This window comes from Pseudoflavitalea sp. G-6-1-2, assembly GCF_012927185.1.
In the GTDB taxonomy this organism is placed as follows: domain Bacteria; phylum Bacteroidota; class Bacteroidia; order Chitinophagales; family Chitinophagaceae; genus Pseudobacter.
Map to the genome: position 1 here is coordinate 48,311 of NZ_JABBGB010000002.1, position 15,108 is coordinate 63,418.

The window sequence follows — 15,108 nt, forward strand, 5'->3', positions numbered from 1 at the left end:
AACTTCTTAAAAAAAGAGTCGCCAGTTTAAATGGCGACTCTGCAATTAACTGAGCATATGTTTACCACCTGCTACGTTTGTCGTAGTTGTTGTTGCTTTTGAAAGGACTCTTAGTGAAGGTCTTTTCAGTTTTTGGTCTGGCTTCAGAAACTCTGATCTGCCTTCCGTCAACTGAAGAATTGTCCAGTTCCTGAATTGCGTTACGCGCTTCAGTTTCATTTTCCATCTCAACAAATCCGAAACCTCTGGAACGACCTGTTTCTCTGTCAGTGATAACTTTAGCTGAGCTTACTTCTCCGTAAGCAGCGAAAAAATTCCTAAGTTCTTCGTCCTGTACATTGAATGACAGGTTAGATACGTAAATGTTCATTTTTACAATTTTAAATAGTGAAATCTGAGTAAGGCAAGAAGTATAGGAATTAAATGCTGAACTTGGCAGATAAACGGCAATACTGATGCGAGCTCAAATAGTAGGATTGAAGGTACGCCAGATATCCCGACTAACCAATTATATTTTAACTGGTTGAAAGTCAGTGGTGTACTTCCTTGCAATTCATTATTTTACCAAAGATACATTAACTGCAACCAATCCTTTATGTCCTCTGGCGATCTCGAAACTTACCTTATCATTCTCGTTCAGCGGTACATTTATATCGTTTGCGTGTACAAAAATGCGTTCTTTGGTAGCGTTATCGATTATGAATCCGAAGCCTTTCTGATGATTGAAGAAGTTAACAGTACCTAAGTGGATGGGATCTTCTTCGATATCACTTGCTTTCGGAACTCCGATCTGAATATCTTCCTGAAGGAAAACTTTCTTTTTGCTGGGATCAGGAGGTGTGTCAGTAAGATTTCCATTCTCATCCAGATAGGCCATTACGAAACCTGACCCGGTATTCTGTTCTTTGTTAATCTTTCTTTCCTTCTTCTTCTCTAGCTTTTCCTGCTGCTTCTTCATCCTTTGTTTTTCTTTTTCCCGCTTGTTAAAAGTTTCCTTTGATTTTGCCATTAACGATGTTTTTAGTTTATAATAGTTTGCCAGGGATTGATTACTACCACCTGTAGCAAACTGCATTGATATTCATGCCTGCTCCAACAGAAGCGAACATAATGAGATCTCCGGAGCTCAGTGAGTGACCTTTGATCAATCCTTTATTTACGAGGTGCAGTAACGTGGGAATGGTAGCTACGGAGCTGTTTCCCAGCCACTGAATGCTCATTGGCATAATATCGGCCGGTGCCTGATCGATACCAAAAAGCTGATAGAACGATTTCAGAATGGCTTCATCCATTTTTTCGTTCGCCTGATGAATGAAGATCTTCTTCAGGTCGTGAATGGATGCCCCACTCTTTTCGAGACAATCCTTCATGGCTGCAGGAACATTTTTCAGTGCATATTCATACACTTTTCTGCCCTGCATCTTTATATATCCGGTTTCACAGGTTCTGTCTGCATCATAGGATGTTCCCAGATTGATATACGAGACTTCTTCGTTGCAATCGGAACGGGCGGCTGTGCTCAGAATGCCCATGTCGCGGCCGTTTCCTTCTTTCTTTTGCAGAATGCAGGCCCCTGCTCCATCCGCAAAGATCATACTATCCCGGTCAAAAGGGTCAATAATTCTTGATAAAGTTTCAGTACCTATAACAAGAAATGTGGTGCCATTGTTGGCTTTGATGAAACAGTCCGCCTGAATCAGCGCCTGCAGCCATCCGGGACAACCAAAGAGTATGTCGTACGCAATACAGTTCGGATTATTGATACCGAGTTTGTGCTTCACCCTCGATGCAAGGGAAGGCACTGTATCCGGCTGAAAAGTTCCGGGTTTGAGATCTCCGTAATTATGCGCAACAATGATCTGATCTATCTGCTCCTTATCTATACCACTGTCATCAATTGCATCTTTGGCTGCCAATGCGGCCATTTCCGAAGCATTCATTCCGGAGCCTGCATACCTTCGCTCAGCAATTCCGGTAATTTTTTTGAAGTTCTCAATAATCTGACCTGAGGTCTTATTGATCGCTCCCCCATCCTCATTCAGAAATACTGACGGGATGAAGTCTTCATTTTTTCGGACAACTTCAGGAATATAAGCTCCCGTTCCTATGATGATGTTTCTACTCATGCTTAGAGGTTATAATACAGAAGCCCTGGTATGGATTTTACTTCAGGAGCAGTTGAATGTAAGCTTTCTTACATAGTAAATATAGAATCTGATACACACTTGCCTGCGTATGCATCGATAATCGTTCGGAACTCGTCAGAAAATATTCTCCTAATGAGAAAATGAGCCTTCACAAATGTTGAATACGAGGAAATCAAAATAGGTGCAGGAAGGGAAATATTTCCACTGAAGGTACTAAAAAAAAGTCAGATATGGGCTTTTTGTTGGGAATCCGCCTTTTACACAGGGTTTCAGCGACACCCGGTTTCCGTTGAGCAGCTAAACTTTTACTGCAATATGCGCTTCATTGTTTTCCGATGTTTTACTTTCGCAGCAAACCAGCGAGGATGGATTGTTACAATTGCGGAACCACCCTGAACAGGAAAACCAGATCAGCAGAACATATCTTACCCAACTCAATCGGAGGCAAACGCAAAGCATTCAATCTGTTGTGCAAAGCCTGCAATGAACAGTTCGGCAGAACCATCGATAATGAACTCGCTTCAAAACTGGCCCGGTTCTACTCTTTGCTGAATGCAGGCACCCCCACCTCCGAAAATGCCGCAGCAGCATTCAGAAAGGACGGAAACAAAGCTGCCCATGCCCGGTTCATTTCCGACGTAAAGCTTAGTCACTCCTTCTCCGGAAGCCCCGGCTATTTCAGGGCTATCGCCAAGATCTGCCTCAACTACTATCTTACAAAAGGCTATTCCAGACAATACATCGATGCTGTAAGATCATTCATCAGAGGTGAGAACGATGCACTCGTTCATTATTACTACGCACCCGAAACCGGATTGGTTTATCAACCGGCCGAAAAGGAAGTCTCGCATGTGGTGCACCTGCATGGCAGCAAAGAATCCGGACTTCTGTATGCGTATATTGAATTGTACAATATGCAGAACCTCATCTGCATTTTTACTTCCGACTACAATGGAGATAACATCGATGTTACCTATTGCTGGGATGTGATCAGCGGTGAAGAGCTGGTTAGAAAACTGTCGATCGGCCTCACAAGAGAGCAGCTGCTGCAACCGAAGCAATCCTCCGCTGCCATGGAAAAACAGTTATTCCCCCGCTTTGAAAGGATATTGAAACTCATTAACAATCATTAACATTTTTGCAACCGCCTCCATTTCTCCTTCTGCAAGGAAAACGTATCTTTATGCAGATGATACGGATATTACTCACTGCCACCATTTTGATCTCAGCCGCTGTCGCAAAAGCACAGCTGCCGATGCCTTACGGATACATGAATGGCATTCAGCCCGGCTTCGGATCATTCAACCGTTCAATCGATACCAGCCATATTCAGAAGAAATGGTTCCTCACAAATTCAGTGGGTTTTTCAACTGGCTTTATGGGCTATAATGGAGGCAACAGCAGTTTTTTATCCGCTCCCATGAGTGTACAGCTGAACCGTCAGCTGAATAATACAGTAACTGCATTTGCTGGGGTATCTGTGGCTCCTGCTTATTTCCCGCATGCTGGAGTGTTGTATCAGCCGATCAATAACAAGTATAATAATTTCATGACTACAAGTGGCTTTGGAAATTATACCACTGCGCAGATGGGTTTGATGTATACGAATCCTGAAAGAACGTTTTCTATTTCAGGAAGCATTGGTGTTGGAAGAAGTGATTTTTATGGAAGAACACCGATGTTTAATCCAGCGGGCTCGCCGTGGAACAGAAATGGGAAGTAACTATTTCGCCGCCGGCAACTTCAACACATACGAAGCTCCCCCACTCACCGTGAGCGACCGTCCTTTCAGCCACGGATTCAGCAATCTCAACTCCTTGTAAGTGGTGCCCTGCGAAATGGCAAATGCTGCAAGGTCAGCAATAGAGCTGCTAACCATTACTTCACGATACGGAACTGGCTGATACAATTCTTTTGCAGGCAGCTCCAATCCCAGCGACTTCGCATTCTTCAACAGATGTTTGAAAGTGAGTATCCTGAAAATATACCGATTGGTTTCTTCCGGCAGCAGCAGGTCGTAATAATTCATCGATTGCTGAAAGCCCGCCTGCGCGCCGTATCCGGCCATGCCACAGTTGTAAGAAGCCGCAGCAGCCGTCCAGCTTCCGAAGCGCGCATAAGCTTGTTTGAAATACTGGCAGGCCGCATCCGTGGAGCGAATCAGATCATTTCTGTAATCTACTTCCTGATTTATTTTCAGATCATACATCGGTGCAGTTCCGGGCATGAATTGCCAAAAGCCCACTGCTCCTGCTTTGGAAACTGCATTGGGTACGAGGGTGCTTTCTGCCGCACACACATATTTGAAATCGTTGGGAACTCCGTTTGCTTTGAGCCGTTCTTCGATAACCGGAAAATACCGCCCGGCCAGTTTTGTTACCATCAATACGTTGTACCTGCTTTGAAGATTGATCAGCAATTCCCGGTCGAGCCGTTCCTTTACATCCCAGCGATGAAGCGGCACCGGCTCTCCTGCAAAATCTATGGAATCGGGAATGATGCTGAAACTGTTTTGTATTCCGGCTTCTGCATTGTTCTGCTTGTTATCGCGAAAGGCAAGCTGACAGCAGATCAACAGCGCAATCAATGCGCCACTCAGAAATGGAGCGAGATGATTGGGTAAGTTTTTCATACACAATCTTACTAAAAAAGTATACCCACCGATTCTTTTAGCAACGCGAACAGATTGCAGATTCCCATCTGTGGCATTAGCATTCACAGATCCGGGAACGTTCCCGTACTCCGGGAATGTTCCCACAAAAAAAATCTGCTCTTTTTCTTTTGAAGGATGCATTGTAATGTCAAGATTGCGCATACAACGATTTGCTTCACCAAACTACTGCCATATGAGAGCCCTCCTATGCTCACTGCTGCTTTTGCATGCTGTCTGCACTCAGGCGCAAACTTTCGGAAACGGTAATATTGTTATTGTAAGAATCGGTTCCGGAGATGCTCCGATCACTGCAGGCGCTGCACAACCTGTTTTTCTGGACGAATACAATACATGCGGAGAGCATGTCAGATCCATTCCGCTGCCGGTTACTGCTATCGGGATCAACCGGCGACTCACCCTCCCTTCCTCTACTGCTGATAATACGGAAGGATATATCAGCCTTTCTGAAGATGGACAATACCTCGCACTCGGCGGTTATGATGCCGCTGCTGGTACTGCTGCCGTATCCACCAGCATTAGTTCTGCGGTTAACAGAATTGTTGGAATTATCGACGCTAACGGGAACGTCAATACCAGTACGGCTTTCAGCAACAGGTTCAGCGGAGTGTCCATCAGGTCTGCGGTTGTTGATGGAAACAATGTATGGGCTGCCGGAGGCAATGGCGGCATTGCATATGCCGTTGCCGGAAGTACCGGCACTTCGAATTTGCTGATCACAGCAACCACCGCCAGATGTCTGAATATCTACGATGGAAAGCTGTACGGCACTTCCACAGCTACCAGTCTTCGCATGAGCATTACAGGTACCGGACTGCCCACAACTTCCGGACAAACCATGAACAATCTTCCCGGATATCCTTCCACCGGAGGTAATCCGCTGCAGTTTTTTATGGCCCGCCTCAACGGAAGCGACACGGTGAATGTGCTGTACATTGCCGATAACAATCAACTGAAAAAATACTCGCTGGTTGCAGGATCGTGGGTCGCCAATGGCATCATCGGTTCAACTGCCGACAAATATCGCGGGCTTACCGGCACTGTCTCCGACGGCAATGTAATTCTTTATGCTATCCGCAGAAACGACAATGGCGGTGAGGTGGTTCAGTTCACCGACAATACCGGGCATAATGCCAGTTTTGCGCTGCTCAAACCACTCATCATTGTACAGGCAGATAGCAACACTGTGTTCAGAGACCTGAGCATGGCTCCTCAGCCTGTATCGCCTGCTGCAAGGAAAATGAATGCCACTGCGGGTTTCAGAGTATTATCGAATGAGAATGATCCGCTGGTTTACGGCGAAATTGCAGTGAGCCAATCAACCCAGGGCACGGTGAATGTGTACGACCTGAGCGGGCGGATCATATACTCCCGAAAACTGTCGCTGGATAAAGGGATACTTCGTTTCCCGATAGCTCTTCCTTTCAGATCCCGCAGCCTTTACTTCGCTGCATTCCTTTCCAGCCATGGCGATCTCATCACGCGCAAGTTCATTTATTAGATTTCAAAATTGCTGCAATGAAAACATCAATCCCACGTACAATAATTGCAATGATTATTTGCTGCTGCTGCAACAACATTTTTGCACAGACGCTTCCTGTTTTGTCTGCTCCGCTGAACAACAGCACCGGTTATGTTCGCAATCCGACTTTCACCTGGCAGACATATGCCAATGCTTACAGTTATGATATACAACTGGCCACGGATGCAGGTTTCAGCAATATCATCGTTGAAAGAAATAACCTGAATATCACCCGCTTTGTTCCTGTAAGCCAATTACCCGTTGGTAAAATGTACTGGAGGATCAAAGCAAAAGATGAAGCCGGCACCGATCTGAGCGGCTGGTCGGGTGTTTTTAATTACACCGTGGCCATTCCTCCCAAAACATTTACTATTCCTCCCGGCGCTGATCTGAAAGCCATAAAAGACACGTTGAAGAAAGCCATCATGAACACGCCGGCTACGATCGCTTTTTCTGCCGACGCTGTATATGAACTCGACGGAAATATAACCGGACTCTTTGCCATCGATACTGCCAATATCAATGATCTGATCATCGAGGGGAATAATGCCTCGATCATCATCAAAAACAACCCGCATGTGGGTTTCATGCGAATACTCAATTCGAACCGCATCACTGTAAGACGATTGAAAGTAGACTGGGATCCCCTGCCTCAATCGTTGCTCGATGTAATCAGTGTGAACAATGCCGACAGCAATACGCTCAATGTGAATGTCAGACTAAGAAAAGTAAAGGGAAAGATGTCGCCCTGGTATCCGGCCATCTACGATAACCCTGGGTTTACCGATCACTGGTCCTGGGCTTATCTGCTCGATACCGCCGATGCAGGAAGCCTGAAGAAAATCGACATCAACACCGTAGGCATCAGTCCTGCCGACATTACTCCTATTGCCTGCAAGGAAAGGCCGGAGTACAATATCTATCATGCTGGATCAAAGGCCGGAAAGTATTTTGCTGTCGGTGATGTGCTGGCCATTGCGGCCCGCGACAATGTTGGTTCTCTCATGAGCACGCGCAACTGCATCGACTTCGTGTGCGACAGCATCGTTAATTATTCCAGCCCCATCGGTTGTTATTACTCTTTCGACGGAAGTGATATGAAAGTGCTCAACTGCCGCTCCGAACTCAAAGATGAAACCCGTTTTGTGTCTGCCAATGCAGACGGTGTGCATTGCAGAGCCAATACCATCGGGCCATGGGTGGAGAACAGCAGCTTTGTAGGGAATGCCGACGACGGCGTTGCGCTCTACAACAAAGGCATCATCATAAAATCGAAGATCAGCAGTACAGCGCTGCTGGTAACCAGCAATGAATTCATGAACCTGAAAAAAGGACATATATTCCGCATCTTCACACCGAAGACGGGCAAGATCATGAGCCCCAATTTCACTGTAGACACCGTGTATCTGCAGAGCGGCAGCTATCGGGTACAATTCTCTCCTGCCATACCGGCCAATGATTATGACAGTCTGGTTGATTATGGCCTTGCAGATCTTCAACAGAATGTACAGTTGTACAATACTTCTCAGCGCAACGACAGATTCATGATCAGCAACAGCCGGTTCACGGTACGCGCGCGCGGAGCCATCATCCGGTCTGCCCGTGGAATGGTGGAAGCCAATCAGTTTTACAGCTGCTCATCAGCAGGCGTAGCATTGTACAACGAAGCAGAATTGTGGTACAACGGTCTCTACAGCCGGGATCTGTGGATCATGAACAACGATATCCGCAATTGTGCTTTCGACCTGCTCGGAGCAGATGCAGGTGCTATCAATGTTCGCATCAACAAAATAGATTCTGTTGGGCCTAACAATTTGTATGAAGATAAAATGTCACCGGTTTCATTCGATCATGGCAATATCCGCATCACCGGCAATACCATCAGAAATTTTGCCCAGCATGGTATTTCGTTGTTCAATGCAGCCAATTGCGTAATTAAAAACAATGTGTTCATAAGTGATATGCCGGGGTATTTCCGTAGTGGCAGCCACTACGGCATTTATATCAACACCACTTACGGAACCAATCTATCGGGCAACAATTTTGCAGGCGATACGAGAGCATCTATGACGCAACTACACCGGATAAATGACACCGGAACAACCGTTGGTCCCTAAACTGCGATAATCATTGGATTTATCAGGATTGGAGTATAACTTTAATGTTATCCATTCAAACCTTCATCTATGAGAAAGATCGCTATTGCTTTAATTGCATTGCAATTGGTGGGTGTATTCCTGATCGCCTGTAAATCAGGTAAGCCGAAAACAATGGCTTCAAGTTATCCCTCACCTGCTCCCGATACAACAGCTTTGACGTTTCTGCCTGGTATTGTTACAAGCGATACCCTCGATTTCAATGCTACCTTTTTTCCGGATGGCAACACGTTCTACTTCACCAGATCGTTGAACAAAAAGCTGACTGTTCTGCAAAGCAGATTTGAAAATGGTCAATGGAGCCAACCTGTGATAGCTACTGCTTTCGATACTGCTTTTTCCAATGTAGACCCTTTCATCGCTTCGGACAGTTCCATGTATTTTATCAGCAACAGGGCTACCAGTGCTTCGGATACAATTAAAGACTACGACATTTACAGAATGGCATGGAAAGATGGAAAATATGGTGCTGCTGAACGCCTGCCCGAAATAAACAGCGACAGCACAGAATACTATGTATCATTGTCGAAGAACGGCAATATCTATTTCTCTTCTTACCGTGATGGAAACCTCGATCTGTACATGGCGCAAAAGCAGGGAGATCACTATCTCACTCCTGTGAACATGGGCAAGGTGATCAATTCGGTTTCCGATGAACATGATCCGTTTGTGGCTCCTGACGAAAGTTATATTATCTATGCATCCGACCGGCCCGGTGGATTGGGAGAGGCAGATCTCTACATTTCACTGAATAAAAACGGACAGTGGCAGACACCTGTAAATATGGGAAGCCGCATCAATACGCCCACCTATGAGTATTGTCCGAACTTAACACCTGATGGAAAATATTTTTTCTTCAGCAGTGAGCGGAATGTAAAGTGGATCAATGCCGATGTACTAAAACTATACAATAAGCAATAACCCATCTCCGCTAACGCTGAAGCAGAGATGGGTTATTGAAGCAAGCTGAAAAGCAACACTATTATTGAGCCTCAAGGCTCTCCTGCTCTAATATTTCTGAAATCTTTTTTGCATCACTTTTGATCTTAAGTCCGATTATTGAGAAAAGTATTCCGCTAAGTACTAGTAATAAAATAATTGTTTCGTTTAAATCATCTTTGGATTGGATAATAAAAAAGCGAAGGCAACCTAACAATAGCATAATCACTCCGTATCGAAGGTTCTTATTGCCAGTCTTGTTCATTGCGGCTGCTTTTTCTCCCAGCGAACCAATAATGCGGAGACTTTCTTCACTGCTTATTCCTGTATTCTGAAGCGCTTCCTGTATGTCGGAATTGGATGCGTTTTCAAGCTTCATCTTCACGGCCAGTTTCATCCCTTCTTTGGACAGATCCTGGGCTAAAGCTGAATGCGCTCTGCTTACGTTTTTGTTGTGTTGTCTGGTTACTTTTTTCTCCAGTTCTGCGATCTGGCTGGTTTCGATATTGCGTTTCCGTAATTCATCGAGCAGAAATTCGAGTGCCTCAGGGGTAAGGCTGCGAATTTCATTTTCTGCAATGTCGATAAGTTGCTCGTTGGTGGATCTTGCGAATCTGTCGCGGATAATGGTCGGATCAATTGTGTAGCCCATAAATTCTTTCTGTGATATTGTAGCGGGCTAAAATAATAGAAATATCCGATGATCAAAATGCTATTCGACAAAATTGATGTTGCAATATTGTTATCTCCGGAGGCTGGCACTTCTTTTATGCTATAACATTGATTGCATTTCAGGAAAATGAAGAATAATTCTTCTGCAAAATTCAGCAACCCTTGATTACAGACTGTCGATTGGTGATACTGTTATTTTATCTGCTGCCTTGTGTAATCCGTTTATGCCCTGCATCCGTAAAACATCTGACCATTTAAAAGAAAATATCATGAAAACGTACATCAGCCTCGTCTTCGTTATTCTTAGCATCAACAGCTTTGGACAATTCAACTACAATAAACAAAAGATCTCGGACCGTACAGCAAAAGTGGTTTCAAAAATCGCGAAAGTGAATAAACTCATGGGGTCTGCTGTTGGGTTCGCGGGTACCCGTCCTGCACAGTACAATAACTTTGCGGAGTTGCAAAAAATAGCTAAGCAATCCGAATTGCTGGAACTCACCAATCACCCCAATACAGTAGTGCGTTCTTATGCATTCTGGGCATTAAGTCTTAAACCTGGGGTTAAATTGCTTCCCATACTGGAAAAACACATAAATGATACAGCTAATGTTTCCACCATGTTCGGATGTATTGTGGGCGATGAAAAAGTGGGTGATTTCCTGATCAGCAAAGCAATTGAACAGAGGGATGGAAAGAATTCGAAGAACTTCAGTAAAGAAGATGCCAGATATCTGGATGATCTTCTGATCAGCAGCTCCACTACCCTTCGTGCAAAACAGGATGCCATCGACAGATCAAAAAAATAAACGCACAGACTAACACATACAGCAGAAAGGGCATCACTGGTATTTACCGGTGATGCCCTTTGCAATTATTAATGGCTGTACCTTTTAGAATCCGTAGATCTTTTCAAGCGCCTTATCTATTGCATCTGATGCGCTGGCACTGATGCGGGTAATGATCTTCCCATCGGCGCCTATCAGAATTTTGGTGGGAAATCCTTTTACCATGTATGATTTAACGATATCGAGTTGTTCGATCCCTTCCTGATTCAGCACATGCACCCAGTTGATGCCGTCTTCGGCTATCGCCTTTTGCCAGCTTGCTTTGCAGGCTTCCATGGTTTTGCCACGTTCCTGCGCCACTGCTACAATTTCAAAACCCGCAGGTTTGTACTTCGCATACATTTCCTTGAGGTGTTTATGGCTGTATCGGCATGGACCGCACCAGCTTCCCCAGAAATCGAGCAGGTATACTTTCCCTTTCAGTGACGAAGGGCTTACTTTCTTCCCATCCAGACTTGTTCTTTCGAATTCAAAAGCGCTGGTACCTGCTTTTGTATGATACAGTTTTGTAAGGTTCTCCTTAACGCTTTTGGCAAGCTGTGTTTCTTTGAAGGCCGGTGTGAGACCCTCCCACAGCGACAGGTACTCATCCGCACTGTAGTAATATTCCGATGAATACAAAATGTAGATGGAAGCAAAAGCATCCGGGTTTTTTCTTACGAATGCATCTTTTAATCCGAACTGTGTTTTGTTAGCTTCATCAGCTTCCTTACTGTATTTTATCGAATCTTCTTTCGACAGCGGCGTTTTGCTGTAATACAATTTCTGCATGGCCCTTTCATCTTTTGCATTGGCCGGGGCCAGTTGTTTCAGCAGGTCGCTGAATTTGTTGTTCTCTGCATCACCCTTCAATTGCATGGCTTCGCCGTTTGCAGGATCGAAGGTTATTTTCAGATCCTTGTTGTAAATGAAGAAAAAACCGGGAGCAACATCTTTAGCGGCATCCGAAAATGGTCGTGGCATCGACAGTCTGGCGAGTATCGGTGAGGTTTGAGCCGCAATTTTCACATTGAAGCGATCCCCTTCCGGCTGCACGGTTTGTCCTCCTTCTTTGGCGGCATTGTCCGTCCAGTTAATAAAGAATTTCCTTCCGTTCAATCCTTTTATATTGCCGGAGATGGTGATGCTGTCGGTTTGTGCCCAGCCTGCTGATGTAAGCAATGAAAGCGCAGTAATCAATGAGAGTCTCATCTTCATAATAACGGGGTTTATTTTTCTGCAAGCAATTTTTCGAGCAGTGGTTTCAGTTCAGGGCTCGAAGGTCTCGGCGCTTCGATGGTAACGATATTGCCTTTGCGGTCGAATACCATGAATCGCGGAATGCCATTGATCTTATAATATTTGGTGATATCGCTCCAGCCTGTGGCGAACAGTTGCATGCCGCCAAGGTTCTCCTTTTTGATCATCTCTTTCCATTTCTCTTTGTCTTTTTCTTCATCTACCGAAATGCTCACTATCTGAACATCGGTTCCTTTCATTTCTTCTTCGAGTTTTTTGAGATGTGGAATTTCTGCCTTGCAGGGACCGCACCAGGTAGCCCAAACATCGATCAGCACTACTTTCCCTTTGAGGCTTTGCATGGAAACCATTTTGCCGTCTTTGTCGGGATACGAAAAGTTTAGTCCCGGTTCACCTGCTTTCAGTGAAGCGATCGGCGCCTGGATGGCTTTGCTTCGCTGCTGCTGACTGTCGGTGAGGATATACTTTCCGAATTCGGACAGCATTGCATGGTAATCGGTGATTGTTTTCATTCTGCTGCCGGTTTGCAAAACAAAATCTCCTTTGAGCGTATCATTGGGAACCAGTTTCAATGTATTGGCCAGTGTTTCCATTCTGTTGGCGGACTGGATATTTTGCTGACGCATGTTGAGGCCTACCAGCATTTCGAGAATCCGTTTACCCCATGGCTGCCTGTAAGTGCCTTTGGTTTGTGCGGCAAATGCAGTCGCTTTGAGTGTAGCGTAATACTTGCTGTATTGTTCCACTTTCGGATGCGATTCGCGTGGCGTATTCAAAAAGTTGATGGCATATCCGGCCATATCCCAGTCCATATTGTCTTTCATCTGCTGATCGAACTTTTTGTTGCCTGTTGTTTTTCCATTCAGAAACTTTTTAGCCTTTGCTGCGATCTCTTCCAGATCGGGAAAGAAATCAACCCATATGCTGTTCTTGCCCATGAAGTTGATCGCTTTCTGCTCCAGCGGATTAGTGAGCTGATGCCATTGGGCAAGTTGCAGATTTTCTCTGGTATTGGCCCCGGTTAAAGTATAACTGGTATCTGATATTTCCAGAGACATCTTGTCCCCGCTTTTGAAATAGAACTTGTAATTGTCGTTAGGTGAGTAAACATTGCCTGTTCCGAGCACATAGAAACCTTCGTAGGGAGGAAAGAACAGAAAGCCGAACTTTCTGTCTTTTCCGGGAATGGCAACAGCCATTTCATACACCGATCCTTCCGATACGCGGAAAAGTTTTACGGGTGCAACCTTGTTTGTTTTCAGTGTTCCTGTAATGGAAACCGGAGCCTGAGCGAAGCTGATGGCACTGTAGAAAGTGATCAGCAGACATGCGAAAGTATATTTCAGAAAAGTGCGTTTCATTTGATTTGTTTTCTTAGAATGAATTAGGATACGTGTCTTCTCTTACACTGGGCGCGATGTACAGCAGTCCGCGGGCAATGCCTTTTCCTTGCAGTACCTGATACGGCGTGGATTCCAGGTTGCCCGAACTTTTCTTGAACATCCGGATAATGTATTGATCGTTCTTGCGTGTGCCAACGATCACGAAGTTGAAAGCATACGCTGCTTCGGATGTGTAGGTGTGATGCCTGATGAAGGTTACTTCTTCACCTGCCGGCACCGCATATTGAAGCTGCTCAAATCCGTTGTTGAGGTTGCGGCTGTAGATCTGATTGTCTGTTGAGAAGTACAGCATGTTCTCATCTTCGTACAGCAATGCGTATTGTGTGGCATTGAACAGTTTGGAGCTGGGTTGTATGGTATCGTTGGTGATCTTCAGGCTCGACTCATCCTGTTCGAGATAAGATAAGATCTTCAACGAAGGATTTGTTTTATCCTGCAACACGCCATACCCTTTCGAGATAAATGAGTATTTGGGAGCCGGCTGATATTCGATGTATTTCAGGGCCATGAACAACACCTGCTTATTGTTGTTGCGGGCCGGCATTTTAGTACCTGCCGCATCGCTGAATTCGGTGAGTGTAGAACCGGCATTCACCAGTGTAACAAAAGTGCTGCTGGTATTATCGAAGAATACAGGATTGGTGGCATCACTCGAAGAATTGAACAGCGACAGGCTGTAATCCGCATTGCTGCTGTTTCTTCTGGTTTTGCTTCCGAAGAGACCTGAGTTCAGAGAATTGGTGGAGATCGAATAGAGCTGCCCTTTTGCGAGACCGTAATATGCAGAGCTGCCTAAAATAACTGCATTGGGCGCTCCCATTTCGGGTATATCACCCAGGAAGAGCGTTTGCTTATTCCTGATCAGATTCAGTCGCCCGATCCCGATGGCATTGATATCCTTATCGGTTGATACCATCAGTGTGCGCGTTCTTTCGAGCGGCCCATTGTCGTATGTGTAATAGGCCGAAAGGAAACTCAGGTTGGTGATGTTTCCGGCGAGCTTGCTGCCGTTCACTGTGCTGTAAATGTTTTCGAGTTTTTCTTCTGCCAGTATATTGTTGGGTGTGAGAAACAGATCGAGATCGCTGTCGGCCCCATCATCCTTGGCGATATACCAGCCTCTGGTGAAGCGGGTATTCACTGAAAGACCAGACTGTTTGGTTTTGATAACACCGGTTTTCTTATTTCTGGTGTAGAATACCAGTATGTAGTTTCCGGCGCTTTCTTTTACAGGATGGCTCAGGTTTTTGGTGTAAGAAATGGTATCCATCACTCCTACCTGTCCTTTGTAAAGTCCCCAGCGATATTCCATATCGGTGTCTTTGTTGGAGGTGAGTTCAGGATTGATGCGGAGTGTATCTTTTAGTGTGATCACCGAATAATTGTCGAGCACACCTTTGATCTCTATATTTTCTTTTTCCGAATAATCGTAATTGCTTTTGTCTTTGGTGCATGCCAAAACCAGCAGGAGCAGGCTGATGGCAGGTATATGAAGATGCTTCATGGTTGTT

General features: G+C 45.1%; 14 protein-coding genes. 6 read left to right on the forward strand and 8 right to left on the reverse strand.

Translation table 11 applies throughout. The features are described 5' to 3' along the window. Window positions 1-61: 61 nt before the first annotated feature. The 3 genes from HHL16_RS09940 to HHL16_RS09950 all read right to left on the reverse strand — a co-directional run bounded on the left by HHL16_RS09940 (window position 62) and on the right by HHL16_RS09950 (window position 2,126). The gene (locus HHL16_RS09940; protein ID WP_169425059.1) at window positions 62-370 is read right to left on the reverse strand and encodes an RNA-binding protein; all 309 of its coding nucleotides are present in this window, start codon (window positions 368-370) and stop codon (window positions 62-64) included. A 186-nt stretch (window positions 371-556) separates the two neighbouring features. Then, complete coding sequence (locus HHL16_RS09945) at window positions 557-1,009, reverse strand: cold shock domain-containing protein (RefSeq protein WP_169425060.1); 453 nt, start codon at window positions 1,007-1,009, stop codon at window positions 557-559. A 43-nt stretch (window positions 1,010-1,052) separates the two neighbouring features. Next, window positions 1,053-2,126 (reverse strand): ketoacyl-ACP synthase III, encoded by a 1,074-nt coding sequence (locus HHL16_RS09950; protein ID WP_169425061.1) that lies wholly within the window; start codon window positions 2,124-2,126, stop codon window positions 1,053-1,055. A gap of 386 nt (window positions 2,127-2,512) precedes the next feature. Here HHL16_RS09950 and HHL16_RS09955 point away from each other — a divergent pair, with 386 nt between their 5' ends. After that, window positions 2,513-3,280, forward strand: coding sequence for an HNH endonuclease (locus HHL16_RS09955; RefSeq protein ID WP_169425062.1), 768 nt, complete (start codon window positions 2,513-2,515; stop codon window positions 3,278-3,280). A 56-nt stretch (window positions 3,281-3,336) separates the two neighbouring features. Continuing rightward, complete coding sequence (locus tag HHL16_RS09960; protein WP_169425063.1) at window positions 3,337-3,870, forward strand: hypothetical protein; 534 nt, start codon at window positions 3,337-3,339, stop codon at window positions 3,868-3,870. Here HHL16_RS09960 and HHL16_RS09965 read toward each other — a convergent pair whose 3' ends face one another. Beyond that, complete coding sequence (locus HHL16_RS09965; protein WP_169425064.1) at window positions 3,871-4,779, reverse strand: lytic transglycosylase domain-containing protein; 909 nt, start codon at window positions 4,777-4,779, stop codon at window positions 3,871-3,873. It lies immediately after the preceding gene. 214 nt (window positions 4,780-4,993) lie between these two features. Between HHL16_RS09965 and HHL16_RS09970 the strand changes: the two genes are divergently transcribed. The 3 genes from HHL16_RS09970 to HHL16_RS09980 all read left to right on the forward strand — a co-directional run bounded on the left by HHL16_RS09970 (window position 4,994) and on the right by HHL16_RS09980 (window position 9,417). Beyond that, a complete protein-coding gene (locus tag HHL16_RS09970) occupies window positions 4,994-6,319 on the forward strand; it encodes a hypothetical protein (RefSeq protein WP_169425065.1) in 1,326 nt (441 codons plus the stop codon). A gap of 17 nt (window positions 6,320-6,336) precedes the next feature. Then, on the forward strand, window positions 6,337-8,457 hold the full coding sequence (locus HHL16_RS09975; protein ID WP_169425066.1) for a right-handed parallel beta-helix repeat-containing protein: 2,121 nt from the start codon (window positions 6,337-6,339) through the stop codon (window positions 8,455-8,457). A gap of 69 nt (window positions 8,458-8,526) precedes the next feature. Beyond that, on the forward strand, window positions 8,527-9,417 hold the full coding sequence (locus HHL16_RS09980) for a PD40 domain-containing protein (protein WP_169425067.1): 891 nt from the start codon (window positions 8,527-8,529) through the stop codon (window positions 9,415-9,417). Between the two features lie 61 nt (window positions 9,418-9,478). On the opposite strand, the gene HHL16_RS09985 is transcribed toward HHL16_RS09980, so the two are convergent. Then, window positions 9,479-10,087: a hypothetical protein gene (locus HHL16_RS09985; protein WP_169425068.1), complete on the reverse strand. Its 609-nt coding sequence runs from the start codon at window positions 10,085-10,087 to the stop codon at window positions 9,479-9,481. A gap of 289 nt (window positions 10,088-10,376) precedes the next feature. On the opposite strand from HHL16_RS09985, the gene HHL16_RS09990 reads away from it, so the two are divergent. Beyond that, entirely contained in the window at window positions 10,377-10,916 is a 540-nt protein-coding gene (locus HHL16_RS09990; protein ID WP_169425069.1) for a hypothetical protein, read from the forward strand. Between the two features lie 84 nt (window positions 10,917-11,000). Here the strand turns inward: HHL16_RS09990 and HHL16_RS09995 are convergent, their stop codons facing one another. The 3 genes from HHL16_RS09995 to HHL16_RS10005 are packed head-to-tail and all read right to left on the reverse strand — an operon-like array spanning window position 11,001 to window position 15,101. After that, complete coding sequence (locus tag HHL16_RS09995; protein WP_169425070.1) at window positions 11,001-12,152, reverse strand: TlpA disulfide reductase family protein; 1,152 nt, start codon at window positions 12,150-12,152, stop codon at window positions 11,001-11,003. An 11-nt stretch (window positions 12,153-12,163) separates the two neighbouring features. Further along, window positions 12,164-13,555 (reverse strand): TlpA disulfide reductase family protein, encoded by a 1,392-nt coding sequence (locus HHL16_RS10000; RefSeq protein ID WP_169425071.1) that lies wholly within the window; start codon window positions 13,553-13,555, stop codon window positions 12,164-12,166. 13 nt (window positions 13,556-13,568) lie between these two features. Next, entirely contained in the window at window positions 13,569-15,101 is a 1,533-nt protein-coding gene (locus HHL16_RS10005) for a PKD-like family lipoprotein (protein WP_169425072.1), read from the reverse strand. Window positions 15,102-15,108: the final 7 nt, after the last annotated feature.